We start from the raw sequence: 25,714 nt of genomic DNA, 5'->3' as shown, positions 1-25,714 counted from the left end.
CTCCTGCACCTTGCCGTCGTCGGCGGTGACGGAAACCTTGCCGACCGAGACGACCTTGCCGATGCCCTGAAAGGTATCGATCTTGTTCTTCTTGAAGAGGAAAGCGACGCCGTCGACATTCGACTTCACCGTCGCATCCTTGTGGGCCATCATATTGCCGAGGTTGAGCGTCGGCGCCGGAATATCGATACCGAGCGCGCTCATTCCGTGGCCGGCCTGATGGAACATTTCGGAGGCATGCAACAGCGCCTTCGACGGAATGCAGCCGACGTTCAGGCAGGTGCCGCCATAGGTCGCCCGCTTTTCGACGACGGCGACCTTGAGGCCAAGCTGGGCCGCCTTGACGGCGCAGACATAGCCGCCCGGGCCGGTTCCGATAATGATCACATCGTAGGACATTGCTTCTTTCCCTTTGGATTTTTCGTTTAATCGGCCGCGCGCGACAAAGCGAGGCGGAAGCCGAAGCCGACAAGTGCCGCTCCGGTGATGCGGTTGAACCATTTGCCGCTGGCGATGAAGCGGTCACGGATCGCCTTGACCGTGAAGAAATAGGAGACGCCGGCAAACCAGGCGACCAGCGCCGTCGCCATGCCGATGCCATAGGAGAACTGGATCAGCGCCGGCGTGTCGTGATGGACGAGCGTCGAAAACAGCGACAGGAAGAACAGCACCGGCTTCGGGTTCAGCGCATTGGTGATGAAGCCCATGCCCAGGCATTTCAACATTGAGACCGGCTTGCGGTCTTCCGCCGTCACCTCGATATCCCTCACCTTGAAGCCCGGTTCGCGGAAGGACTTGATGCCGAGATAGACCAGATAGGCGACGCCTGCCCATTTGATGACAGCAAACAGCATCAGTGATTTGGACACGATCAGGCCGAGGCCGAGGATAGTGTAACTGATGTGGAAGAGGAGGGAGAAGCCCATGCCGAGCCCGGTCATGATGGCGCCGCGTCGCCCATGCACGATGCTCTGGCGCAGGATAACGGCAAAATCGGCGCCCGGCACGACGATGAAGATCGAAAAGACGGCCATCAGGCCGAGGAATTCGAGAATATATTGCATGCTGTTTTTCGCCCTGTCGTTCTAGCGGCCGCCGCTCACATTGAGGATCGCGCCGGTTATATAGGAAGCCGAAGGTGACAGAAGATAGAGGATCGCATCCGCCACCTCCTCGGGCGTGCCCGCACGCAGCATCGGAACCGCCGGCGCCATCTCGCGTGCCCGGTCAGGCAGCCCGCCCGAAGCATGGAGGTCGGTCTCGATGATGCCGGGCCTTATCGCATTCACGCGGATGCCCTCGGCAGCGACTTCACGCGCCAAGCCGACAGTGAAGGTGTCGATCGCCGCCTTCGAAGCGGCATAATCGACATACTGCGTCGCCGAACCGAGGATCGCCGCCATCGACGAGATATTGACGATCGCCCCGCCCTGCCCGCCATGCCGGCTCGACATCCGGCGTATGGCCTCTGCGGCGCAGAGGATGGAGCTGGTCACATTAACGCGCAGCATGCGTTCGATTCGCTCCGCCGACATCTCATCGATGCGCTGCGGATAGTCGACGATGCCGGCATTGTTGACGAGCCCGTCAAGCCGGCCGAAATGCCGGTCGACCGCCGTAAACATCGAGACGATATCCGCAGCCTTGCCGACGTCACCCTGGATCGCCACGGCCTCGCCGCCGCCTTCTGTGATCGAAGCCACGACCGCATCCGCGGCTTGGCGGTTGGCGGCATAATTCACCGCAACACGCCAGCCCTGGCGCGCGGCGAGCCTTGAGGCCGCGGCGCCGATACCCCGGCTTCCGCCGGTGATGAGAACAACAGGTGCATCGCTCATGTCGCACACTCCTTGAATGTCAGTACGTCCCAAGGCGCTACCGAAGCCTTGCCCTCGCCCCAGGCACTGGATTCGCGGATGGCGGGACCAAGGCCGGGGAGCACGAGCTTTTCGGCCGCCGCAGCACCTTCGGGCTGCAGATTGTCCATCTCACCCTCGGCATCCATGCCGTAGACGGCGCCCTGCCAGACCGTGCAGGCATCGAGATCGGCGCCGGTCGCATCGCCCTCGGGGCAGTTGAACATCAGGATGCCGATGGCGCGCACCGGATCTTCCGATGGCATGACATAACCTTCCATCACGACAGGTGTCTTGAGCGCGCTGACCTTGAACTGGTTGCTGGCGGCGGCCGATGGAGAATTCAGCGGTGCGAAGCGCAATTCATAGGCACCGTCGCGATCGACGTAGACGGCTTGTTCCTGCTTACATGCGGCGCCGAAGGTGGATGCCGGAACGGCAAAAAACGCGGCAGCTGCGACCGCAGCCACACCTTTCCGTCCCGCCATGATCCCGATCCTTCCGCTCATTGCAGCTTCGGCTCCTTCCGCCCGTCGGCGTTTTCGACAACGCTGAAATCCGTCAGCAGCACCAGCGCGCGGCCGTCCTTGTCGAGCCCCCAGAAAACCGGGTAGAAACCGTCGCCCCAGCCGCTCCAGAACACGGCGACATTGCCTCGTCTGCCGGCAACCGGCCGGTGCAGTGCATAGATGCCCTTGTTGGCATCGAGGTCCGACGCCAGCACGTCATCGTAATAATTGACGTCGGCATCCGGTTTCTGTGCCTGTACCTGCCCTTCACGCTCCCCGATCAGATCAAGCGTATCGGCATCCATGTAGCAGCCGAGGCCGGCATCGACGGGATAGCCGAAGATCTCGCCGTCCTTCAGCGTCGCCGTGTCCTGCCCGGGCAGGACCGCAAGCTCCCAATGATCCGGCCTGCCCTCGGCAAACCGCATGCTGGCGGCGGCGATGCGCCCGAAGGCCTGGTAGAGCGTCACCGGATAGTCGCCCGGCGCAACCGTTCTTGCGAGCGCCGGACGATCGGGCTGGGCCAGCGGATCGGCCGCAACGATGCGCCCCGATGTCAGCTCGACATTGCCCATATGGATCGCACCGATCGACCGGCCGGAGAGTTCGGCATCGCTCAGCGCCACCAGCTCGAAATTGCTGCTTGCCTTGCTGATGTCCCAGCCGGCAGCCGATGCGGAGACCGGAATATGCGCGGCGGCAGCGCAAAGAAGAAGGCGCGCCGCTCGCATGATCCGGTTCCGCATCGAAAGCGCTCCCTCAGAGATCGAGAACCAGACGTTCCGGATCTTCCAGGCTTTCCTTGACGCGCACGAGGAAGGTGACCGCTTCCTTGCCGTCGACGATGCGGTGATCGTAGGACAGCGCCAGATACATCATCGGACGGATGACCACCTGGCCGCCGATCGCCACCGGCCGCTCCTGGATCTTGTGCATGCCGAGAATGCCGGACTGCGGCGCGTTGAGGATCGGCGAAGACATCAGCGAACCGTAGACGCCGCCATTGGTGATGGTGAAGGTGCCGCCCTGCATGTCGGCCATGGAGAGCGAGCCATCACGGGCTGCCTTGGCAAGACGGCCGAGTTCCTTCTCGATTTCGGCGATCGACATCTGGTCGGCGTCGCGGATGACAGGAACGACGAGGCCTTTGTCCGTGCCGACGGCCATGCCGACATGGCAGTAGTTCTTGTAGATGACGTCGGTGCCGTCGATTTCAGCGTTGACGGCCGGCAATTCCTTCAGCGCATGCGTCACCGCCTTGGTGAAGAAGCCCATGAAGCCGAGCTTGACGCCGTGCTTCTTCTCGAAAATGTCCTTGTACTTGTTGCGCAGGTCCATGACCGCCTTCATGTCCACTTCGTTGTAGGTGGTCAGCATGGCGGCGGTGTTCTGCGCGTCCTTGAGGCGCTTGGCGATCGTCTGGCGCAGGCGCGTCATCTTCACGCGCTCTTCGCGCGAGGCATCCTCGACCGTCGACGGGCCACGCGCGGCGGCAGGCGTTGCCGCGGGTGCGGCCGCCGGAGCGGAAATGCCCTTGGCGACGGCGGCGATGACGTCGCCCTTCAGCACCTGGCCGCGCTTGCCGCTACCGTCGAGCTGGTCGGCGGAAAGATTGTTTTCGGCAAGCATCTTCGAAGCCGCCGGTGCCGGCGGCATGGTGGAGACGGAAGCGCTTGATGACGACGACGCAGCAGCGGCAACTGGCGCTGGCTGGGCGGGAGCAGCCGGGGCTGGCTGGGCAGGTGCGGCGGCCGGTGCGGCAGCAGCCGGCGCGGCAGCGGCAGCTGCGCCTTCGGCGATCTGGCCGAGCAGCGCGCCGAGGCCGACGGTCTCGCCGGCGGCGACGACGATTTCCGAAAGCGTGCCGGAGGCGGGTGCTGGAACTTCGATGGTCACCTTGTCGGTTTCAAGCTCGAGAATCGGCTCGTCGGCCTTGATGGCGTCGCCGACCTTCTTGAACCAGGTGCCGACGGTTGCCTCGCTGACGGATTCACCGAGAGTTGGAACGCGGATTTCTGTGGCCATTGTTCAGATCCTGATTTCGTGTGTTTTCGTTTATGTGTTTCAGACGGCGGGCGGCCGCGAGATGATCGAGGGCATCGGCAGGATATCGAAACGGAAGCCGAAACCGGAAGCGATGATCGGATCGCCGTCGGCAAGAACCTGCGCCGCCGCCTGATCCTCGACCTCGACGATCGCCATGCCCCAGGCGCCTTCACCCTCGAAGACGGGGCCGACGATGATCGCCGATCCCGCAAGGGCGTGCCGATGCCAGTATTCGACATGGCGTTTCATCGCCGCCATTTCCTCCCCGGTCCCGTCATGCGGGAAAGTGGGGCGCGGCGGCTGCAGTCTCAGAAAGAAATAAGCCATTGCGCCCCCCTTGTTTTAACCGCCCAATGCATCCTCGAGAAATGCGGCGAGCTGCGACAGATGCTTGGACATCAGACCCGTCGCCGGCGAGGCGGCGGCCGGACGGCCGGTATAACGGACGCGCTGGTATTTCGCGTCGATATGGGCGAGCACCCATTCGAGGAAGGGGTCGATGAACGACCAGGCGCCCATGTTCTTCGGCTCTTCCTGGCACCAGACCATCTCGGCATTGCGGAAGCGCGACAGCTCGTTGATGAGCGCCTTTGCCGGGAACGGATAGAGCTGCTCGACGCGCAAGAGATAGATGTCGTCGATGCCGCGCTTTTCACGCTCTTCGAGAAGATCGTAATAGACCTTGCCGGAGCACATGACGACGCGGCGAATCTTGTTGTCCTTCTGCAGCTTGATCGGGCCGTCCTTGATCACCTCGGCATCGTCCCAGAGCAGGCGATGGAAGGCGGATTCACCGGCCATTTCGGCAAGCGTGGAGACCGCCCGCTTGTGGCGCAGCAGTGACTTCGGCGTCATCAGGATCAACGGCTTGCGGAAGTCGCGCTTCACCTGCCGGCGCAGGATGTGGAAGTAGTTCGCCGGCGTCGTGACGTTGGCGACCTGCATGTTGTCTTCCGCGCAAAGCTGCAGGAAACGCTCGAGGCGGGCCGAGGAATGTTCCGGACCCTGACCTTCATAGCCGTGCGGCAGCAGGCAGACGAGGCCCGACATGCGCAGCCACTTGCGTTCGCCCGACGAGATGAACTGGTCGAAAACCACCTGCGCGCCGTTGGCGAAATCGCCGAACTGCGCTTCCCAGAGCGTCAGCGCATTCGGACGGGCGAGCGAATAGCCGTATTCGAAACCGAGCACGGCCTCTTCCGAAAGCATCGAATTGATGACTTCGTAGCGCCCCTGCGTCGGCGAAAGATTGGCGAGCGGGATGTAGCGCTCTTCGGTTTCCTGATCATAGAGAACCGAGTGGCGCTGCGAGAAGGTGCCGCGTTCGCAATCCTGGCCGGACAGGCGGATCTTGCTGCCTTCGACGCAGAGCGCACCGAAGGAGAGCGCTTCGGCCATCGCCCAGTCGATACCCTCGCCGGTGGCGATCATGTTGGCGCGATTTTCCATGAAGCGCTGGATCGTCCGGTGCGCATTGAAGCCCGCCGGGATCTCCGAGAGCTTGCGGCCGATATCCTTCAGCGTCTTCATCGGCACGGCGGTCTTACCGCGGCGCTGCTCGTCGGCATTGTCGGCCGTGCGCAGGCCCGACCACTCGCCGTCCAGCCAGTCGGCCTTGTTCGGCTTGTAGTGCTGGCCGGCCTCGAACTCCTGTTCGAGATGGGCGCGCCAATCGGCCTTCATCTTCTCGACTTCGCCGTCAGTGAGCAGTCCTTCGGCGACGAGCCGGGCCGCATAGAGCTGCAACACGGTCTTGTGGGCGCGGATTACCTTGTACATCTTCGGCTGCGTGAAGGACGGTTCGTCGCCTTCATTGTGGCCGTACCGGCGGTAGCAGAACAGGTCGAGCACAACAGGCTTGTGGAACTTCATGCGGAATTCGGTGGCGATCTTGGCGCCATAAACGACCGCTTCCGGATCGTCGCCGTTGACGTGCAGGATCGGCGCCTCGATCATCTTGGCGACGTCGGACGGATAGGGCGACGAGCGCGAGAAGGCCGGGTTCGTGGTGAAACCAATCTGGTTATTGATGATCACATGCATGGTGCCGGCGACGCGGTGGCCGCGCAGACCGGAAAGGCCGAGGATTTCGGCAATGACACCCTGGCCGGCAAAAGCCGCATCGCCGTGGATCAGCAGCGGTAGAACCTTGGCGCGTTCGGAAAGCGGGATGATATCGCCGTCCCAGACGGTGGCATTCATATCCTGCTTGGCGCGGGCCTTGCCCATGACGACGGGATCGACGATTTCGAGATGCGAGGGGTTCGCCGTCAGCGAAACGTGGATCTTGTTGCCGTCGAATTCGCGGTCGGAGGAGGCACCGAGATGGTACTTGACGTCGCCCGAGCCCTCGACCTCGTCGGGAGCGGCCGAGCCGCCCTTGAACTCGTGGAAGATCGCCCGGTGCGGCTTGCCCATGACCTGGGAGAGCACGTTCAGACGGCCGCGATGGGCCATGCCGAACACGGCTTCCTTGAGGCCGAGATGGCCGCCGCGCTTGAGGATCTGTTCCAGCGCCGGGATCAGCGATTCGCCGCCGTCGAGGCCGAAACGCTTCGTGCCCTTGAACTTGACGTCGAGGAACTGCTCGTAGCCTTCGGCTTCGACGAGCTTGGCAAGGATCGCCTTCTTGCCTTCCGGCGTAAAGGCCACGCCTTTGTCCGGTCCCTCGATGCGCTCCTGGATCCAGGCCTTCTCTTCAGGATTGGAGATATGCATGAATTCGACGCCGAGCGTCGAGCAATAGGTGCGTTCGAGGATTTCGATCATCTCGCGGATGGTCGCGTATTCCAGGCCGAGCACGTTGTCGATGAAGATCTTGCGGTCGTAATCGGCGGCCGTGAAGCCGTAATTCTCCGCCGACAGCTCGCGATAGTCGTCGACGGGTGCGGCGATGCCGAGCGGGTCGAGCTTGGCATGCAGGTGGCCGCGCATGCGGTAGGCGCGGATCATCATGATGGCGCGCACGGAATCGCGCGTCGCCTGCAGGACCTCGGCGCTGTCGGCAGGCTTGCCTTGAGCTTCAGCCTTGGCTTTGACCTTGGTCTCGATCACCTTCTCGACGATGCCCCAGTCGCCATCGAGAGCCGATACCAGATCGCCGCTTGCCTGAAGCGGCCAGTTCTTCTTGCGCCAGGAAGCCCCCTTGGCTGCCCTCTTCACATCGCTGGGATCCTCCTCCAGCGCCTTGAAGAAGGCACGCCACTGGTCGTCGACCGATGCCGAATCTTCTTCGTACCGCGCGTAGAGCTGCTCGATATAGGCAGCGTTGGCGCCATCCAGAAACGAGGTGACCTGAAACTGCTCGTTGGCTTCTTGCCGTGCCATGGTGATATGCGGACGCTTCCGTCCGCCTCCTGACTTGATGAATTTGCCGGCTTGATGGCCGGCTGCCGCATTCCGATTGCCGCCTGTCCGCGGCGCATCTGCTGTTTTCGTGTCGTCGAGGCCGGGCGGAAGGCGCAGATGCCGTTCCTCCACCCGGTCCATGTATAGGTGGCTTAGCCCTTGAGGACTTCAACCAACGTCTTGCCGAGGCGGGCCGGAGAAGGCGACACCTTGATGCCTGCCGATTCCATCGCCGCGATCTTCGATTCCGCATCGCCCTTGCCGCCGGAAACCACCGCGCCGGCATGGCCCATGGTGCGGCCCTTCGGGGCCGTACGACCGGCAATGAAGCCAGCCATCGGCTTCTTGCGGCCCTTCTTGGCTTCGTCCTTGAGGAACTGGGCTGCGTCTTCCTCAGCTGCACCACCGATTTCGCCGATCATGATGATCGACTGGGTGGCTTCGTCGGCCAGGAACATTTCCAGGACGTCGATGAACTCGGTGCCCTTGACCGGGTCGCCGCCAATGCCGACGGCCGTCGTCTGGCCGAGACCTTCATTGGAGGTTTGGAACACGGCTTCATAGGTCAGCGTGCCTGAGCGGGAAACGATACCGACCGAACCCTTGCGGAAGATCGAGCCCGGCATGATGCCGATCTTGCATTCTTCCGGCGTCAGGATACCCGGGCAGTTGGGGCCGAGCAGGCGCGACTTGGAGCGGTCGAGGCGAGCCTTGACCCGCACCATGTCCATGACCGGGATGCCTTCGGTGATGCAGGTGATGAACGGGATCTCGGCGTCGATCGCCTCGATGATCGCGTCGGCAGCGCCGGCCGGCGGAACATAGATGACGGTCGCGTTGGCGCCGGTCTTTTCCTTGCCTTCGGCAACGGTTGCGAAGATCGGCAGGCTTTCGCCCTTGGCGCCGGTCCAGGTTTCGCCACCCTTCTTCGGATGGATACCGCCGACCATCTGGGTGCCGTAGTAAGCGAGCGCCTGTTCGGTGTGGAACGTGCCGGTCTTGCCGGTTAGGCCCTGAACGAGAACCTTGGTGTCTTTGTTGACGAGAATGGACATGCGAGGCCTTTGTTTAGGAGAGGTTGGAAGACGTGGAGGACGCGCGACGATAGACGCCGCTGACGACCTCCTGCCAAGTATCGCTGCCTGCAGGCGAAAAGCTGACGCCCATCCGGTAGCAGTCTTCATTTTCAAATGTGAATACGGTGCACTGGCTGCCGCGCGGCGAAGTCTTCATCAGCACCAGCTCACTGCCGTTCCACTCGCCTGACGCCGGTACGGGCGGCGCAAAACCTGCGGTATCGAACTGGTAGAGTTTGTAGGTCTGGTCCGAAGCATCGAAGCCGAAAACATTTCGCGCCTCGAACGAAACAGCACCATCGCGCGTCTGGCGATAGCGCTGATCGAGGAAGAACCCGCCGAACAATACCTCGCCGGAAAACTCAGCACTGGCCCTGCCTTCACTCGCCCACGCCGACGCCGCGACACGCTCGTCCCCTTCCCACACGCCGGCGAAGGCGTTGAGGCGGAAATGAGCAGCGGAGGGCGTGGACTGGAAGGCCATGATCGTTCTCAGCCGTTGATCGCCGCGACGATCTTCTTGGCAGCATCGTCCAAGTCGTCGGCCGCCGTGATCGCCAGACCCGACTCGTTCAGGATCTTCTTGCCGAGCTCGACATTGGTGCCTTCAAGGCGCACGACGAGCGGAACCTTGAGGCCGACTTCCTTGACCGCGGCAATCACGCCCTCGGCAATGACATCGCACTTCATGATGCCGCCGAAGATGTTGACGAGAATGCCTTCGACCTTGGGGTCTGCGGTAATGATCTTGAAAGCCGCAGCAACCTTCTCCTTGCCGGCGCCGCCGCCGACGTCGCAGAAGTTGGCCGGCTCCTTGCCGTAGAGCTTGATGATGTCCATCGTCGCCATGGCAAGACCAGCACCGTTGACCATGCAGCCAATATTGCCGTCGAGCGCAACATAGGCGAGATCCCACTTCGAGGCCTCGATTTCCTTGGCGTCTTCTTCGGTTTCGTCGCGCAACGTCTTGACATCATCGTGACGGAAAAGGGCGTTGCCGTCGAAAGACATCTTGGCATCGAGGACGCGCAGGTGGCCATCCTTCATGACGATCAGCGGATTGACTTCCAGGAGAGCCATGTCCTTTTCGCCAAAGGCCTTGTAAAGCGCCGGGAAAAGCGACCTGGCATCCTCGGCGGCAGCGCCGTCGAGCTGCAGAGCCTTGGAGATCGCAGCAACGTCGGCAGCCGTCACGCCGGCTTCCGGATCGATGGCGATCGTCTGGATCTTCTCGGGCGTGTCGTGGGCGACGGCCTCGATGTCCATGCCGCCTTCGGTCGATACGACGAAGGCAACGCGGCCAACCGAGCGGTCGACAAGGATCGAGCAATAGAGTTCGCGGGCGATGTCGGCGCCGTCTTCGATGTAAAGGCGGTTGACCTGCTTGCCGGCTTCGCCGGTCTGGGCGGTCACCAGCGTGTTTCCGAGCATTTCCTTGGCGTGGGAAACGACTTCCTCGATCGACTTGGCGAGGCGAACGCCGCCCTTGGCATCAGGCCCGAGCTCCTTGAACTTGCCCTTGCCGCGGCCCCCGGCATGGATCTGGCTCTTGACCACGTAAAGCGGACCGGGAAGCGACTTGGCGGCAGCCTCGGCTTCTTCAACCTTGAGAATAGCCACACCTTCGGCAACCGGCGCGCCATAGCCCTTCAGCAGAGCCTTGGCCTGATATTCATGAATGTTCATGGGTGTATCCCTGTTTCGATTACTTCAGCCCGTCGACTACTTGAGGGCCGGCGCGATGTTGATGCAGGCTTCGCAGAGACCGGCGACGGCGCCGACGGACTTGTCGAAGGCTTCCTTCTCGGTCTTGTTGAGATCGATCTCGATGATGCGCTCAACGCCGCCGGCGCCGATGACGGTGGGAACGCCGACATACATGTCCTTGACGCCGTACTGACCGGTGAGGTGGGCAGCGCAGGGCAGAACACGCTTCTTGTCCTTGAGGTAGGATTCGGCCATCTCGATCGCCGAAGCAGCCGGCGCGTAATAGGCCGAGCCGGTCTTCAACAGGCCGACGATTTCAGCGCCGCCGTCACGGGTGCGCTGAATGATCTCTTCGAGGCGCTCCTTGGTGACCCAGCCCATGGTGACGAGGTCGGTGAGCGGAATGCCGCCGACCGTCGAGTAGCGGGCGAGCGGTACCATCGTGTCGCCGTGGCCGCCGAGAACGAAAGCCGTGACGTCCTGGACGGACACGTTGAATTCCTTGGCGAGGAAGAGGCGGAAGCGCGAGGAGTCGAGAACGCCGGCCATGCCGACGACCTTGTTGGCGGGAAGGCCGGAAAACTTCTGCAGCGCCCAGACCATGGCGTCGAGCGGATTGGTGATGCAGATCACGAAGGCGTTCGGCGCATACTTCTTGATGCCGGCGCCAACCTGCTCCATGACCTTGAGGTTGATCCCGAGAAGATCATCGCGGCTCATGCCGGGCTTGCGGGCGACGCCTGCGGTGACGATGCACACGTCAGCGCCTTCGATCGCGGAATAGTCGCTGGCACCGGTCAGATTGACGTCGAAGCCTTCGACGGGCGACGACTGGGAGATATCGAGTCCTTTGCCCTGGGGAATGCCGTCCGCGATGTCGAAGAGAACGATGTCGCCCAGTTCCTTCAGGCCGGCGAGGTGCGCCAGCGTGCCACCAATCATGCCAGAACCAATGAGTGCGATCTTGTTACGCGCCATTTTCGCTGTTTCCTTTGCGATCAAATTCGTCGAACGGACGCGCAAGGCACCGCCCAATGACGCAATCGCATAGACCCAAAGCCAAAAAATGGCAATTCATTATTTTTGATGCAGCGTTTTCAATCGTTTAGATACAAAAATTCTTACGTAAACGTAAGACATTCTGTCACTGAATTGTTACTCTGCGGCGCGTTTCTCATGGTGCAGCGCAAGATATTCCGCACTGCGCATCTCGAACAGGCGCGATGCCGTGCGGTCGAATTCGAAGCCCTCGGTGCCCCGGCGCTGCAATAGCAGTTCCTCCGGCATGGCCGCCGCGGAAATGTAAAGCCGCACGGCATGATCGTAAAACGTATCGACCAGAATGATGAACCGTTTGATCTGGTTCCGCTTTTCCGGCCCGAGCAACGGAATGTGATCGAGGAAGACCGTATCGAAGCGTTCGGCGATGGCCAGGAAGTCGACCGCCCCGAGCGGTTTGTCGCAAAGATCGGCGAAAGAGAACCGCGCCATGCGGTCGACGGCGAGCGGCACATGGATGTGGCGCCCCTTCATCGGAATATCCTGCGGCTGCGCCTTGCGCCCATGCAGCGCCTGTGTCCAGGACGCGTCCATCGCCATGTCGTTATGCTCGTTGATCGGCACCAGATAGACCGGCTGACTGCTCAGCTTCTCCATCCGGTAGTCGGTCGGCGAATCCAGGGTGACGACATCGACATGCTGCTTGAGCAAGGCGACGAACGGCAGGAAGAGGCCGCGATTGAGGCCATCCGTGTAGAGATTGTCGGGCTCGACGTTCGAGGTCGCGACCAGCACGCATCCGCGCGCGAAGAGCTCGGAAAACAGCCGCGACAGGATCATCGCATCGGCGATGTCGGTGACCGTGAACTCGTCGAAGCAGAGCAGCTCTGCCTCCGCGTAGAGCGCTGCGGCGACCGGCGGCATCGGATCGGCCTGCTTCGTCTCGCCGTTCTTGAGCTTCAGCCGGTGTGCCGCGATGCGGTTGTGCACATCCGCCATGAATTCGTGGAAATGCGCCCGCCGTTTCTTCCTGCACGGCGCCATTGCGAAGAACATGTCCATCAGCATGGTCTTGCCGCGCCCGACGCTGCCGTGGATGTAAAGCCCCTTGATGCCGTCGGCGGACTTCTTCTTGGCGGCAAACAGCCATCCAAGCGCACTCGATTTTGCCGCCGGCCGCCGCTGCTTCAGCCCGGCAAGCACCCGATCGAGGCTCTTTGCCACGTCCAACTGGGCGGAATCAACCTGGAGCGCGCCCGATGCGGTCAGCGCTTTAAGCTGTTCGCAGACGCTGAGCGCATAATCCGGCATTGGTTGCATGAGGGCATATCCGCCTGTCAGTCATCGCAGGAGACCTGCTGGAACATTTAGCGGCTGAGACTAATCGACTGGCCCGTGCTCGTCTGCCCCTCAAAGCGGTTGTCGGCCGTCTTGTAGACGCTGCCGAGCTGGTTGCCGGAGCGGTCCTTGAGCAGCACTTGCTTGCCGGCGACCTCCCAGGAGCCCATCGCCGTCAGCTCGCCGACGCAGCCACGCGTTCCGCCGCGCGAACCGCTGCCGAGATTGGTGAGCGTCAGGAACATGTCGCAACTGCCGTTGACACGCCAGCTTCCGACCATCGATTCCTTGGTAATATCGAGCGCATTTGCTGCCATTGCGCCAGGCTGAGCGCCCGGCATCGGCGCCGTCGTCGTCGGCGCGGCCGGAAACTGCGAGCTGCCGGTCGGCGGAGGAAGCTGCCCACCCTGCACCGAGGGAACCGGCTGCGCCGTCAACGGCGCCGGGCCGGCACTGGCGTTGGAGCTGTAATCATATGCCGTACGCTGACAACCGGCTAGCGACAGAACCACCACCAGACCTGTCATCGCATATCGCAACTGCATCATCATACTCCTGAATTCGGCTATCGCCGTAGAGAAACGGGCGTGAGACAAGTCCGATTATCGTAATTCGATTTGGTTAATCAAGTCGTGCTGCATAAATTGCCCGTGACAACAACTAACCGAAAAACGATACAGTTCAACTGTCCCGCTGCAAAACTTCCTGCACATAGAATTTGTCAGCAAGGTGTTGCGCGCGTTCATCTCTGTCAGGATCCCTGTCGAACTCGCGCAATGTCTCGGAATAGCGCTCCAGTGCACCCTGCAGGAACACTTGCACCAGTGCCGGCGGCAGGCCCACACCCATTTTCGCGCGTCTGCTTCTTGACATGCACGAGATCGAGTATCGCTGCCCGAAGTTCCGGCGCGACGGAGATCGTCTCAAGGCATTCCAGCATATTCATCGGCGGTAGCACGCGATATGAACGCTGTCGCATCCATTCGAGCGCGATGGCCGGACGCAGAGCATAGAGCAGCGTCTTCAGCTTGATCACGTCTTCGCCATGGCTTTGAAAATGCCGCCGCATAAGTCCGACATAATGCGCAGCGACCTTCTCCGGCACCATGACGCGATCAAGAAACGCGCCGAGACGGGAGCGAAAACCAGCTTCCTCTTCGTAGGCGATCGGCGATTTCAGCCATTCTACCACCACGGCGTTTCCCTTGAGCGCAAGCCGCAACGCCTTTCTGAGATCCCAACCGCCGGTATCGATATCGCCAATGATCGGGAACTCGATGACATCGCGCGCCGAAACAAGAGCAAGATGATGCTCGACGGGACGGATGTAGACAAAGCGACAATCATAATCGCTGTCGGGAGATGGAAAGCCCCAGGCGCGGCTACCACTTTCGATCGCAAAACCGATGCGGATGCCCTGTTCGCGCACAGAGGCAAGCCGCGACCTGATCTCTGTGACGGCTTCGGGATCGAAGCCGTCGATTCCGCCATCGGCATGCACGCTGATCAAACCCGGCGCTCGACCATCATCTTCTTGATTTCGGCGATCGCCTTGGCCGGGTTGAGGCCCTTCGGGCAGGTCTGCGCACAGTTCATGATCGTGTGGCAGCGATAGAGGCGGAATGGATCCTCGAGATTGTCGAGGCGCTCGCCGGTCGCCTCGTCTCTGGAATCGATCAGCCAGCGATAGGCCTGCAGCAGAACGGCCGGACCGAGATAGCGGTCGCCGTTCCACCAGTAGCTCGGACAGGAGGTCGAGCAGCAGGCGCAGAGGATGCATTCATAGAGGCCGTCCAGCTTCTGCCGGTCCTCATGGCTCTGCTTCCATTCCTTGGCCGGCGCCGGCGACACTGTCTTCAGCCATGGCTCGATCGAACGATGCTGGGCATAGAAGTTGGTGAGGTCCGGAACCAGATCCTTGACGACGGGCAGATGCGGCAGCGGATAGATCTTCACCGCGCCCTTGATATCGTCGAGGCCCTTGGTGCAAGCGAGCGTATTCGTGCCGTCGATATTCATCGCGCAGGAGCCGCAGATGCCCTCGCGACAGGAACGGCGCAGCGTCAGCGTCGGGTCGATCTTGTTCTTGATGTAGAGAAGACCGTCGAGCACCATCGGCCCGCAATCGTCGACATCGATGTAGAAGGTGTCGATCGACGGGTTCTGACCGTCATCCGGGCTCCAGCGGTAGACGCGGAATTCGCGGGTGTTCTTGGCACCCGCCGGCTTCGGCCAGACCTTGCCTTCGCGCATCTGAGAATTCTTGGGGAGAGCGAGTTCAACCATGTCCGGTTCCTCTTGAGATCAGTACACGCGAGCCTTCGGCTCGATCTTGTGCGGATCGATGCCTTCGGCGATCAGCTCGGTGTGGACCGGCCGGTAGTCGAGTTTCACGTCGCCTGCTTCGTTCACCCAGGCGAGTGTGTGCTTGCGCCAGTTGACGTCGTCGCGGCCCGCGAATGCACCCTCGGCATAGTCTTCCCGAGCATGCGAACCGCGGCTCTCCTTGCGGGCCTCGGCGCCATAGATCGTCGTGATGGCGTTAGCCATCAGGTTCTGCAACTCCAACGTCTCGACCAGATCCGAGTTCCAGATCATCGAGCGGTCGGTGACCTTGATGTCCTTCATCTCGCCCCAGATTGCCGAGATGCGCTGGCAACCGGATTCCAGCGATTCCTGCGTGCGGAAGACGGCAGCGTCTTCCTGCATGGCGCGCTGCATCTTCTCGCGCAGTTCCGCCGTCGGCGTGCCGCCGCTGGCATGACGCAGACCGTCGAAGCGGTCCATGATCTTGTCGCAGGCTGCGACGTTGAGATGCGGGATCGGCGCTGCGCGGTCGATGACCTCGCCGGCACGGATCGCAGCGGCGCGGCCGAAGACCACCAGGTCGATCAGCGAGTTGGAGCCGAGACGGTTGGCGCCGTGCACCGAGGCACAGCCGGCTTCACCCACAGCCATCAGGCCGGGGATGATCCGTTCCGGATTGGCACTGTCGGCGTTCAGCACTTCGCCCCAATAATTCGTCGGTATGCCGCCCATATTATAGTGAACGGTCGGCAGAACCGGGATTGGCTCGCGCGTGACGTCGACGCCCGCGAAGATCTTGGCGCTCTCGGAAATCCCCGGCAGGCGCTCATGCAGAACGGCCGGATCGAGGTGGTCGAGATGCAGGAAGATGTGGTCCTTGTTCTTGCCGACACCGCGGCCTTCACGGATCTCCAGCGTCATGCAGCGCGAAACGACGTCGCGCGAGGCAAGGTCCTTGGCCGAAGGCGCGTAACGCTCCATGAAGCGCTCGCCCTCGGAGTTGACCAGGTAACCGCCTTCGCCGCGCGCGCCTTCGGTGATCAGACAGCCCGAACCGTAGATGCCGGTCGGGTGAAACTGGACGAATTCCATGTCCTGCAGCGGCAGGCCGGCACGCGCCACCATGCCGCCGCCGTCACCGGTGCAGGTATGGGCCGACGTTGCCGAGAAATAGGCGCGGCCGTAGCCGCCAGTCGCCAGCACCACCATCTTGGCGGCGAAGCGATGGATGGTGCCGTCATCGAGGCACCAGGCGACGACGCCGGTGCAGCGGCTGCCGTCTTCCGACATGATCAGGTCGAGCGCGAAGTACTCGATGAAGAATTCGGCATTGTTGCGCAGCGACTGGCCGTAGAGCGTATGCAGAATGGCGTGGCCGGTACGGTCGGCAACGGCGCAGGTGCGCTGTACCGGCGGGCCTTCACCGTAATTCTGCATGTGGCCGCCGAACGGGCGCTGATAGATCTTGCCTTCCTCGTTGCGCGAGAACGGCACGCCATAATGCTCGAGCTCATAGACCGCCTTCGGCGCTTCCATGGTGAGATACTGCATGGCGTCGACGTCGCCGAGCCAGTCGGAACCCTTGACGGTATCGTAGAGGTGCCACTGCCAGCTATCCGGCGTCATGTTGCGCAGCGAGGCGGCGATGCCGCCCTGGGCCGCGACCGTATGCGAGCGGGTCGGAAACACCTTGGTGATGCAGGCCGTGCGGAAACCCTGCTCGGCCATGCCGAGCGTGGCGCGCAGCCCGGCGCCGCCGGCGCCGACGACGATCACGTCGTAGGAGTGATCGACATACTTGTAGGCCTTGCCATTCTGGGCGGGTGAAGTCGGTGCCATATCAGCTTATCCTACGAATGCGATTTTCAGAATGGCGAAGAGACAGAGGCCGGCGATCAGGATCGCAAAAAACGTGTTCAGCATCAGGAGAACGATCTTGCCGAACTCGCCATGCACGTAATCCTCGATGATGACCTGCATGCCGAGCTTCATATGAATGACGCCCGAGATCACCATCAGCCCCATGACGACCGCGACGAAGGGGTTCGACAAGGCGCGAACCACATCCGCATACGGCGCGCCGGCATAGGCGAGCATGAATATGACGAAGAACAGGATGAGCGGAACATTGGCGACGGCCGTCAGCCGCTGACGCCAGAAATGGTCCGTGCCGTCCTTGGCGGAGCCGAGCCCGCGAACCTTGCCGAGGGGGGTGCGCATATCCATGAGAGGACCTTCAGAAGCGAATGAGGAAGCCGATCACCCAGACCAGCACGGTCAGACAGAGCGACCCGATGATGTTGGCGATGGCGAGCTTGGTCGAGAACTCTTTCCCGAAGCCATAGCCGAGATCCCACATGAAGTGGCGGAAGCCGCCGAGCATGTGGTGCAGCAGCGCCCATGTATAGCCGAGAAGCACGAGCTTGCCGAGAAGGCTGCCGAGCACCCAATTGGCCCAGTCATAGGAGCCCTGGCCGCTTGCCGCCGCGATCAGCCACCAGGCGACGAGCACCGTGCCGACATAGAGCGCGCCACCGGTAATGCGGTGAACGATGGACATGACCATGGTGGGAATAGGCTTGTAGATTTGCAGATGCGGCGATAGGGGCCGGTTATTTGTCACGTTCGCCATCAGAACCTCGCGGCGGCTTCTCTGCGCTCCCGGATTTCGGAGCATGCTCAGTCAACCACACGAATGACAAAATTCTCTGTGTGCGTTGCATCAATTGCGACGTTTAATCACCGGGAACGCCGACGACAAGCACAATCGCTGTCTGCTTTTAATTTAATCGATTCGCGTTACCGGGAAGTTCGCAGGCTAAAGAAACTGGTCTTTTCCGCTCAAATTTTGTGCCGGTTGTCCGACCTGAATGGACAAGCGTCGGCTTTTGGCGCAATCTGGCGTTAACGATTTGTTAGGGATCGGAATTCCGGAGGCCGGCCACCCATGTTTCGCAGTCTGTCCGCAGTCGCCCTGATTACCTTGTCCGCGCTTGCTGCACTTCCCGCCGAAGCCGGCGACCGCCGCAACGATCATCGCTTTCCCGGCCATCGTCACGCTTTCCACGGCGGATTACTCCTCGGCGAACGTATCGGCTGGCGCGATCGCGGCATCCGTTTCGACAACGCCTATCGAAACCGGAACCGCAAAGAACGGATGCCGTTCCTGAAACAGTTTTCATCGCCGGCGACCAATCGCGTCGCCCGCAACAATCTCATCGTCGTCGTACCCCAGGCGCAGGGTGGTGGTGGCGGCGACACTTATGCCGGCTCTTCCTACGTCTATCAGGCTGATGGCGGAACCTATGTCGGCGGCGACGGCTATGGCTTCTATCCCCCCGCACGGCCTGAGCAACTGGCCCCGAAGGCGAAGGTCATCGATATTGCCGTTCAAGACGATCCCTGCGCCTACGAGGCCAATGTCTGCGTCATCCGGCCTTAGAGCATGATGCCGAAAGTGCGGAATCCTGTAGCAAATTCCGAGGCCGCTCTTCGCCTACCTTACCGGTTACATCATCCCTTGATCACAAAGAGCAATTCCAGGAAAAGTGCGAAGCGGTTTTCCGTCCGGAATTGCGTAAAAACAAAAGCCAGAGCGGTCCTGCGCTTCCGTTAAAAGCTGTACCGCTCTAGCAAGACATAGCCCTCTTCGACGAAATGTAGACCGTCCTGCTTCAAGCACTTCCGGGTCCGGCTTTGCTGACAAGAGTGTGAAGATGACGAATACAGGCGGTTCAAATTTGCCCGGCCTCACTCTTTCGCGACGCGGCTACGTCAATACGGATGGCGCACATCGGCGGGAGATTCTTGTCCTCAAACGTTGCCCGCCGTGGCGTTCCGCTATCCGGGATCCAAGCATCCCAGGCTCTGTTCATTTCCTCGAAAGAGGCAAGGTCCCTAAGCCAAATGTTGACGAGAATGATCTCTGACTTGTCGGTACCTTCGCGCAGCAGCATGTCATTGATGCGCTCCAGTATTTCGTTGGTTTGTGCCGTCACGCTCGCTCCCCTCGTGAGGTTTGCGACCTGGCCGGGCAGATAGGCGGCATCTGCGAGGAGAGTTTCGTCAACTTTGGCTTGCCCCATCATCGTATTCGCAGACTTCCATGAATGCTTGAAATTGGGTCGTCGACCCTTCATCCGATCACTGTGGGGCTTCGATCGCCACTTCGGTAGGGGGAATTAAATTGACCCGATATAATGGAAGCTGAACGCTCCCAGAGCCTTTCCCGGTCAGAATGCTGCAAGCTGACCAAGAAAGGCTCTAGCTCGACAATATGGCCGTATGCCGCGAAATGAAGTCCACAAGATAGCGCGCACCTTCGGCCGTCTCGGATTGAGCATACAGACCGATTTCGATGCGCACCGGACCGGGCAGGTCCGCCGATCTGTCAAGTGTCCGGCAGCCCTCCGGTTTCGTGTTGAGCATCATTGGCGCGATACCGATACCAACGCGAACCGCGGTCGCCATGGCCACCAGCGTCGATGCGACGCACGCCGTCTTCCACTTGACGTTCCGCTGGGACAGGGCGGCAAGCGTCGGGAGCGTCCAGGGACACTCCTCCTCGAACATAATGATGGGAAGCGGCTTTTCCGCATCCGCCACGAAGTCGGATCTGACCGTCCACATCAAATATTCGGTCCAGATCAGGGTCGGTTTTCGCGCGAGGCAGGTGATGTCGCAAACCACGAGATCCAGCTTCCCGTCTTCAAACAGGCTGGCGAGGCGGCGATTCGGCTCGACAATGATGTCGATATCGACCTTCGGGTTCTGCGCCCTAAAGTCACTAAGAATGTCGATCAGGTGGCCGGCTGCGAAGTCCTCAACGACGCCGAGGCGAATGCGGTCCTCGATCATCTTGCCTGTCAGCCTTTTCTCGACCTCGTCGCTGAGGGCGACCATTTCGCGGGCATAAGCCAGCATGATCTGCCCATGGCTCGTGAGCTCAAGGCCTTTTGACGAACGCGAAAACAGCGTAACGCCGACAAGCTCCTCCAGCTTGCGGATCTGCATGCTCACAGCCGCCTGCGTTCTGTTCAGCTTGACAGCTGCTCCATTGACGGTGCCGATCTCCGCGACGGTCAGAAATGCACGAAGCAGATAGGAATCAAGATCAAGCATCAGGAGCGCATTCCAAAGTTTGGGGCGCTCGAGTGCTGAGGGCCTCTCCGCCTATAAGCGGATATTGGACGAACCATGTCCTTCCGACAACTGGTGACCCTTAGTCGGGAATGCCAGCTTATCGCGCGAAGAGAACGCATGCCTCGGGCGGAATGGAAGCGCTGATCTCCTGCCCGCGAGCAAAGGCGATGTCTGGACGGTTCGGGCAAGCCGAGATTAAGCGGTCGCCACTGACGAGGTCCAGAACGATATGCCTGAAGGCACCGAGTGTCACAACGTCGGCAACGCGTCCGGGCATGGCCCCGGCACCCGGAGCGCCGGACGATATCTCGACGCTTTCCGGCCTCACGCAAATCTCGGCGGCACCTGAAAGGCTTCCCGTGGACGCGACCGGAAACTCCCAGCCGGATTCGGAGCGAAATTTGCCGGCCGTTCCGCCCGCGGCCGAAATCGAGCCATGAATCCAATTCGTCCGCCCCATGAAATCCGCGACGAAACGCGAGTCTGGACGCCAATACACATCATCTGGCCTGCCGGATTGCATGATGGCTCCACGGTTCATCACGAATATGCGCTCTCCCAGGCTCATCGCCTCCTCCTGGTCGTGGGTTACCACGATCGCGGTCGAGCCGACCGCGACGAGCACATCCTTCAATTCGGTGCGCAGCTCATGTCGAAGTTTGGCGTCGAGGGCCGACAGGGGCTCATCCAGAAGAACAAGGCTCGGATGGGTGGCGAGCGCCCGCGCAAGGGCAACACGCTGCTGCTGRCCACCGCTCAACTGGTGCGGCCGCCGCTGTCCGAAACCGACAAGCCGGACGAGCTCAAGCATCTCGGCAATGCGGCGAGGTATTTGCCCCGACGGATGGTTGCGATGGCGAAGCCCGTAGCCGATGTTCTGTTCGACGGTCATATGCGGGAAAAGAGCGTAGTGCTGGAACAGCAGCCCGACATTGCGCTCATAGGGTTTCAATCCGGCCATCGGCTCGCCGTCGATCAGGATCGAGCCTTTGTCGGGCCGCTCGAATCCGGCGATGAGCCGAAGAATGGTGGTCTTGCCGCAGCCGCTCGGTCCAAGCAGTGCGATTGTTTCACCTGAGTTCACCGAGAAGGAGATATTACCGAGGGCGACCGTTTCGCCGAAGCGCTTGCTGACCCCTTGAAATTCCACGGCAGAAATCATCGTATTGTCCTCATGAACGAAACAAACCCTGACCGACGACAGTGTCGAAGCCGACGACACGGTCCAGCACAACGATCAGCAACGCGGTGACGGCAATCAGGACCACGGCCGCCGCAGCGATCGTCAGATCGAAAGCCGCGCGCATGTTGCTGACCAGCGTAACAGGCAAGGTCGTTGCCGACGGATCGCTCAGAAAGAGACTGATCGATACGTCATCTATCGAAATTGCGAAGGCGAAGATCGCGCCGGTGACGACGCCGGTCCGCATGAGCGGTAGGGTAATGGTCCAGAAGGCCTGGCGCTCGGTGGCGCCGAGAACCATTGCGGCTTCCGTCAATCGTTGGTCGCTGCCAAGAAGGCTGGCGAGGCTGGTCCTTATGCAATAGGGCAACGTCACGATCACGTGGCCGAGGAGCAGTCGCGCCATACCATTTGTGATACCGGCCTTGGAAAGGAAAAGCAGCAGACCGAATCCAATGACGACCGGCGGAACAATGAGTGGCGAGAGAAAGGCCGAAGTCAGCGCTGCCTTTCCTGGAAAATTGCCACGGGCAAGGCCAACGGCCGCCGCCGTTCCGATCGTGACGGACAGAACCGTCGTGAGTACCGCCAAGATGAGGCTGGTGCGTAGGCTGGTAAGGATATCCGCCTGAGAGACGAGCCGTTCGAACCAGTGAAGCGACAAGGCAGGTGGCGGCAGTGGACCGAGGTAGGTCCTGGCGTCGAAAGCCATAAGGCATGTTATCACCAACGGGATGGCGAGGAACGCCAATCCAAGGCCGATGACACCGTAGGCGAGGGAAACGGCGATCCGGTCCCCGGTTCGCGCTGCAAGAGATTGTCTGCTCATCGGGAAACCTTCCAGGCCTGCGCAAACGTTATGACAGCGACGACCGCCAAGGCCGCGGCAAGCATGACGAGCGAGATCGCCGCGCCGCTCGGATAGTTGGCGATATCGCTGAACCGGGTGTAGATGACGTTCGATATGAAAAGCACCCGGCCCCTCCCGAGCACCATGGGAATGACGAAGGCGCTGATCGCGAAAGTCAGCGAGACAAGCGTGCTTGAAATCAGAGCCGGGAAGCTCAGGGGAAGCGTGATCGACAAATGGGCTTTCCATCCCGGCGCGCCGAGCGACTGGGCTGCATCGAGCAGACGCGGATCGATCGATTGCATCGCGCCAATCAGCGTTAGCGTTGCGACCGGTATGATCGAGTGGACCAGGCCCGCAGTAACGACGATATTGATATATTCGCGGCTGTTGGGCGAAAGGCCAAGTGCCAAGAGGAGGGGTCGGAAGATGCCGACCGACCCGAAGGTCAGTTCGATCGCGTATGTCTTGATCAGGACGCTGGATAGAACAAGCGTAATCAAAAAACCGAGGGTGAGCGCGCGCATCCGCGGGGAAATGCGCCGCACGATAAAGTAGGCCAGCGGGAATGCCACAAGCTGGCCGATGATTGCGGCAACTCCACCGATCCAGAAGGTCGTCAGCAGGACACTCGCAAACGCCTGGTTTGCAAGCTCGTAATAGTTTTGGACCGTTGCCGCGGCATTTTCAACGGAACCGACGCGCCCCGGCGTAAACTCCTTCAAGCTTTCGATTGCCAGATTGATTAATGGTGACAGAAAACCGAATGCGAACACCAGGAGGGCTGGCCCGAGCGTCAGGGCCGCATCTCGGCGATCTGGTATCGAAATGGCAACGGGTTGCCGCCTTACTTTGGTCATGGTGGAACAGCCTTTTCCTCGCCCTTACGGACATGAGAAAGGGAGGTCATCGAAGCACGCTGGCGCCTTCGATAACCTACCGCGAGGTGCCTTAGAGCAACGGGGCGATGTCCTGTTCCCAGCGCTTGGACCAGGCATCCTGCTGTTCGAGAACGACATTGTAGTCCGGCACATAGACGAAGCTCGAAAACTCGTCCGAAGTGAAGGACAGATGCTTCAGATTGTCGGGCGTGACCGCCTTGCTGTTCAACGGCGCTTCGCCAGCCACCTTGGCGTAGAGCGAGTTCATGTCCGGGCTGATTGCGAAGTTGACGAAATCGAGCGTCGCCTTGGTGTTCGGTCTATTCTTCAGTAAGCCGAAACCGCTCTGGTAGAGGAAGGCCTTGAAGTTACTGTCCTTGGTGAAACGAGTAACCGGGAAGTTCTTCGCCACGGCCGCCCAGCCGGGCTCAGCGAAGAAGCCGACGGAGGTCTCACCCGACGTCAGCGAATTGGTGAAATCGATATCGGTGATGGCGACGCGGCCGATATTGCCGGATTTCGCCAATTCCGTCATGAGCTTCCATCCAGGTTCCATATTCGTTTCACTGCCGCCAGCGTGAAGGGCGAGCGCGACAATCTGGAGCATCATGCTCTGTGTCGGGCCTGGCCAGCAGATCGCACCCTTAAGATCGGGGCTGAGCAGATCATCGATGGTCTTCACAGCGATAGGGGCCGTGTCGGTTCGCGCACCGAAATACATGCCGCCAACTGCGCGTGGGACCGCTTTGATATTGCCCTTGCCGTCACGAATGATGATTTTCTCGGGAATATTCGCAAGGTTGGGAACATCGGCAGGATTGATGGTCTCGAGCCAATCCTCCTTCACCATGCTGTTGAATGAGCCTTCCCAGCCAGCGACGTAGTCGTAGTCGACATTCGGCCAGACTGCCTTGATCTTTGGCAGGATAGCGCCCGCGCCGCCCTGATGAAGAACCCAGTTGAATGTCGCCGCATTCTGGTCGGCGGCAATCTGCTTCATGGCTTCGACGACCTCGCCGCCCCATTCGACGGCGGTGAGATTGCCGCTGCCGGCTGCGGCGGATCTCGCAAACCCGGTCAGCGTGCCGGCAACCCCCGCGGCAGCGGCGGATCCGAGGAAGCGGCGGCGTGTCATATCGTGCAACATGGTAGGTTCCCTTTGTTGTCGGCCCTCTGCCGGACCGTTCGCATCGGAGACTGCTTGGAGGTTACCAACCGCGGTAGTGGGAAAATTCTCGCCGGGTTATAAAGTTTTCTGAACGTCCGGATGAACGCACTACCCGCTTCGCGGAGCCTCGGCAGGCCTGGTCTATCAAGAATCGTTATATCCCCTCTCGAATTTTCGCGGTTCCAAGAGAAGCGGGCGGCGCCGATGATGATGGCAGCATCAATACCGCGGGAGCCTGCCTTGACCATTGACCGGGATTTTCTGGAAGACTTGAGAAAGCGCTTCGGCAGCGCTGCAGGCGGGGAGATGGAAGATCCGCACTTCCGCGCCGTGGCGGCGAGCGTATTCAAGGACGGCGACAGCCGCAAATGGCCCTTCGCCGATCCTGCGACCTTTCTGGACGCCCGTTTCATCGAGAACGGCTTGCGCCCCGAGGTGCTTGAGGCGCTTGACGTGGCCCTGATCGGCGTGCCGATGGATCTCGGCGTCACCAATCGTGCCGGCGCGCGGCTGGGGCCGCGGGCCGTCCGAGCTGTCGAGCGTGTGGGCCCCTACGAACAKGTTCTGCGTGTCGCGCCGATGGGAGGGCTAAAGGTCGCCGACGTCGGCGACGTGCCGATGCGCAGCCGGTTCGGCTTGGCCGAGTGCCATGCCGACATCGAGGCCTGCTACCGGATGATCGCGGCAACCGGGGTTATCCCGCTGTCGGTCGGCGGCGACCATTCGATCTCCGGCGCCATTCTCAAGGGCCTGGCGGCCAGTCAGCCGGTAGGCATGATCCACATCGACGCTCACTGCGACACCGCTGGTCCCTATGAGGGCTCCAAGTTCCACCACGGCGCGCCCTTCCGCGAGGCGGTTCTGGCGGGCGTGCTCGATCCGAAGCGTACGATCCAGATCGGCATCCGCGGCGGCGGCGAATATCTCTGGGAGTTCTCCTTTGCCTCCGGCATGACCGTCATCCACGCCGAAGAGGTGGCGGAGATGGGCCTCAAGGCTGTGATCGCAAAGGCTCTGGAGGTTGTCGGCGCCGGTCCGACCTATCTCAGTTTCGACGTGGACAGCCTCGATCCGGCCTTCGCTCCGGGAACCGGCACGCCAGAAGTCGGCGGGCTTCAGCCGAGGGAGGTCCTGACCCTGCTGCGCGGCTTCAAGGGCATCAACCTCGTCGGCGGCGACGTCGTGGAAATCGCGCCGCAATACGACAATACCACCAACACCGCACAGATCGCCGCGCAGGTCCTGTTCGAACTCCTGTGCCTCGCGATGTTCAGTCCCGCGGTCAGGACAAACGTGACCTGAGA

27 protein-coding genes are annotated in these 25,714 nt (G+C 61.0%); 2 read left to right on the top strand and 25 right to left on the bottom strand.

The features are described 5' to 3' along the window. From AC1D1Z_RS10315 to sdhC, 19 genes are all read right to left on the bottom strand, one after another. Positions 1 to 399, bottom strand: a 399-nt coding sequence (locus AC1D1Z_RS10315) for an FAD-dependent oxidoreductase (RefSeq protein ID WP_477850403.1), incomplete at its 3' end; no start/stop codon positions are given. A 26-nt stretch (positions 400 to 425) separates the two neighbouring features. Beyond that, positions 426 to 1,064 carry a LysE family translocator gene (locus AC1D1Z_RS10310; protein WP_131646881.1) on the bottom strand — a complete coding sequence of 213 codons (639 nt, stop codon included), beginning with the start codon at positions 1,062 to 1,064 and terminating at the stop codon, positions 426 to 428. Positions 1,065 to 1,085: 21 nt separating this feature from the next. Next, positions 1,086 to 1,838 (bottom strand): SDR family oxidoreductase, encoded by a 753-nt coding sequence (locus AC1D1Z_RS10305; RefSeq protein ID WP_131646882.1) that lies wholly within the window; start codon positions 1,836 to 1,838, stop codon positions 1,086 to 1,088. After that, positions 1,835 to 2,365, bottom strand: coding sequence for a hypothetical protein (locus AC1D1Z_RS10300; RefSeq protein ID WP_028733518.1), 531 nt, complete (start codon positions 2,363 to 2,365; stop codon positions 1,835 to 1,837). Before AC1D1Z_RS10300 ends, AC1D1Z_RS10305 begins: the two co-directional genes overlap by 4 nt. Continuing rightward, on the bottom strand, positions 2,362 to 3,111 hold the full coding sequence (locus AC1D1Z_RS10295; protein WP_065276356.1) for a DUF4241 domain-containing protein: 750 nt from the start codon (positions 3,109 to 3,111) through the stop codon (positions 2,362 to 2,364). Before AC1D1Z_RS10295 ends, AC1D1Z_RS10300 begins: the two co-directional genes overlap by 4 nt. A 13-nt stretch (positions 3,112 to 3,124) precedes the next feature. Then, positions 3,125 to 4,390, bottom strand: coding sequence for a 2-oxoglutarate dehydrogenase complex dihydrolipoyllysine-residue succinyltransferase (gene odhB, locus AC1D1Z_RS10290; protein ID WP_131646883.1), 1,266 nt, complete (start codon positions 4,388 to 4,390; stop codon positions 3,125 to 3,127). A gap of 39 nt (positions 4,391 to 4,429) precedes the next feature. Beyond that, positions 4,430 to 4,738, bottom strand: coding sequence for a YciI family protein (locus tag AC1D1Z_RS10285; RefSeq protein WP_018243883.1), 309 nt, complete (start codon positions 4,736 to 4,738; stop codon positions 4,430 to 4,432). Positions 4,739 to 4,753: 15 nt separating this feature from the next. Beyond that, the gene (locus AC1D1Z_RS10280; protein WP_131646884.1) at positions 4,754 to 7,738 is read right to left on the bottom strand and encodes a 2-oxoglutarate dehydrogenase E1 component; all 2,985 of its coding nucleotides are present in this window, start codon (positions 7,736 to 7,738) and stop codon (positions 4,754 to 4,756) included. Positions 7,739 to 7,911: 173 nt separating this feature from the next. Further along, positions 7,912 to 8,814, bottom strand: coding sequence for a succinate--CoA ligase subunit alpha (sucD, locus tag AC1D1Z_RS10275; RefSeq protein ID WP_011653811.1), 903 nt, complete (start codon positions 8,812 to 8,814; stop codon positions 7,912 to 7,914). Positions 8,815 to 8,827: 13 nt separating this feature from the next. Next, on the bottom strand, positions 8,828 to 9,319 hold the full coding sequence (locus tag AC1D1Z_RS10270; RefSeq protein WP_131646885.1) for a DUF1579 family protein: 492 nt from the start codon (positions 9,317 to 9,319) through the stop codon (positions 8,828 to 8,830). A gap of 8 nt (positions 9,320 to 9,327) precedes the next feature. Further along, positions 9,328 to 10,521, bottom strand: a complete 1,194-nt coding sequence (sucC, locus tag AC1D1Z_RS10265; RefSeq protein WP_131646886.1) for an ADP-forming succinate--CoA ligase subunit beta — start codon at positions 10,519 to 10,521, stop codon at positions 9,328 to 9,330. 36 nt (positions 10,522 to 10,557) lie between these two features. Then, on the bottom strand, positions 10,558 to 11,520 hold the full coding sequence (mdh, locus tag AC1D1Z_RS10260) for a malate dehydrogenase (RefSeq protein WP_018482680.1): 963 nt from the start codon (positions 11,518 to 11,520) through the stop codon (positions 10,558 to 10,560). Positions 11,521 to 11,697: 177 nt separating this feature from the next. Further along, on the bottom strand, positions 11,698 to 12,861 hold the full coding sequence (zapE, locus tag AC1D1Z_RS10255) for a cell division protein ZapE (protein ID WP_130653210.1): 1,164 nt from the start codon (positions 12,859 to 12,861) through the stop codon (positions 11,698 to 11,700). Positions 12,862 to 12,908: 47 nt separating this feature from the next. Beyond that, on the bottom strand, positions 12,909 to 13,424 hold the full coding sequence (locus AC1D1Z_RS10250) for a protease inhibitor Inh/omp19 family protein (RefSeq protein ID WP_003543526.1): 516 nt from the start codon (positions 13,422 to 13,424) through the stop codon (positions 12,909 to 12,911). Between the two features lie 206 nt (positions 13,425 to 13,630). After that, complete coding sequence (locus AC1D1Z_RS10245; RefSeq protein ID WP_245515876.1) at positions 13,631 to 14,380, bottom strand: nucleotidyltransferase domain-containing protein; 750 nt, start codon at positions 14,378 to 14,380, stop codon at positions 13,631 to 13,633. 5 nt (positions 14,381 to 14,385) lie between these two features. Further along, positions 14,386 to 15,165: a succinate dehydrogenase iron-sulfur subunit gene (locus AC1D1Z_RS10240; protein WP_003567268.1), complete on the bottom strand. Its 780-nt coding sequence runs from the start codon at positions 15,163 to 15,165 to the stop codon at positions 14,386 to 14,388. Between the two features lie 18 nt (positions 15,166 to 15,183). After that, on the bottom strand, positions 15,184 to 17,025 hold the full coding sequence (gene sdhA, locus AC1D1Z_RS10235) for a succinate dehydrogenase flavoprotein subunit (protein ID WP_447011022.1): 1,842 nt from the start codon (positions 17,023 to 17,025) through the stop codon (positions 15,184 to 15,186). Between the two features lie 6 nt (positions 17,026 to 17,031). Then, positions 17,032 to 17,412: a succinate dehydrogenase, hydrophobic membrane anchor protein gene (sdhD, locus tag AC1D1Z_RS10230; protein ID WP_018448193.1), complete on the bottom strand. Its 381-nt coding sequence runs from the start codon at positions 17,410 to 17,412 to the stop codon at positions 17,032 to 17,034. Positions 17,413 to 17,422: 10 nt separating this feature from the next. After that, the gene (gene sdhC, locus AC1D1Z_RS10225) at positions 17,423 to 17,818 is read right to left on the bottom strand and encodes a succinate dehydrogenase, cytochrome b556 subunit (protein ID WP_018243894.1); all 396 of its coding nucleotides are present in this window, start codon (positions 17,816 to 17,818) and stop codon (positions 17,423 to 17,425) included. A 315-nt stretch (positions 17,819 to 18,133) separates the two neighbouring features. Here sdhC and AC1D1Z_RS10220 point away from each other — a divergent pair, with 315 nt between their 5' ends. Further along, positions 18,134 to 18,628, top strand: coding sequence for a hypothetical protein (locus tag AC1D1Z_RS10220; RefSeq protein WP_131646887.1), 495 nt, complete (start codon positions 18,134 to 18,136; stop codon positions 18,626 to 18,628). A gap of 292 nt (positions 18,629 to 18,920) precedes the next feature. Here AC1D1Z_RS10220 and AC1D1Z_RS10215 read toward each other — a convergent pair whose 3' ends face one another. The 6 genes from AC1D1Z_RS10215 to AC1D1Z_RS10190 form a co-directional block, all read right to left on the bottom strand. Continuing rightward, entirely contained in the window at positions 18,921 to 19,274 is a 354-nt protein-coding gene (locus AC1D1Z_RS10215) for a RidA family protein (protein WP_113542464.1), read from the bottom strand. A 175-nt stretch (positions 19,275 to 19,449) separates the two neighbouring features. Next, the gene (locus AC1D1Z_RS10210; RefSeq protein ID WP_032994791.1) at positions 19,450 to 20,307 is read right to left on the bottom strand and encodes a LysR family transcriptional regulator; all 858 of its coding nucleotides are present in this window, start codon (positions 20,305 to 20,307) and stop codon (positions 19,450 to 19,452) included. Between the two features lie 118 nt (positions 20,308 to 20,425). Further along, positions 20,426 to 21,490, bottom strand: coding sequence for an ABC transporter ATP-binding protein (locus tag AC1D1Z_RS10205; RefSeq protein WP_131646888.1), 1,065 nt, complete (start codon positions 21,488 to 21,490; stop codon positions 20,426 to 20,428). 10 nt (positions 21,491 to 21,500) lie between these two features. Further along, positions 21,501 to 22,340, bottom strand: a complete 840-nt coding sequence (locus AC1D1Z_RS10200; RefSeq protein ID WP_112905445.1) for an ABC transporter permease — start codon at positions 22,338 to 22,340, stop codon at positions 21,501 to 21,503. Beyond that, positions 22,337 to 23,221, bottom strand: coding sequence for an ABC transporter permease (locus AC1D1Z_RS10195; RefSeq protein WP_131646889.1), 885 nt, complete (start codon positions 23,219 to 23,221; stop codon positions 22,337 to 22,339). Before AC1D1Z_RS10195 ends, AC1D1Z_RS10200 begins: the two co-directional genes overlap by 4 nt. A gap of 91 nt (positions 23,222 to 23,312) precedes the next feature. After that, positions 23,313 to 24,389 (bottom strand): extracellular solute-binding protein, encoded by a 1,077-nt coding sequence (locus tag AC1D1Z_RS10190; protein ID WP_131646890.1) that lies wholly within the window; start codon positions 24,387 to 24,389, stop codon positions 23,313 to 23,315. 261 nt (positions 24,390 to 24,650) lie between these two features. Between AC1D1Z_RS10190 and speB the strand changes: the two genes are divergently transcribed. Continuing rightward, positions 24,651 to 25,712: an agmatinase gene (speB, locus tag AC1D1Z_RS10185; RefSeq protein WP_477850390.1), complete on the top strand. Its 1,062-nt coding sequence runs from the start codon at positions 24,651 to 24,653 to the stop codon at positions 25,710 to 25,712. Positions 25,713 to 25,714 lie beyond the last annotated feature (2 nt).

This window comes from Rhizobium sp. P1_E1 (assembly GCF_056406015.1).
This window is presented reverse-complemented; position numbering and strand designations above follow the sequence as displayed.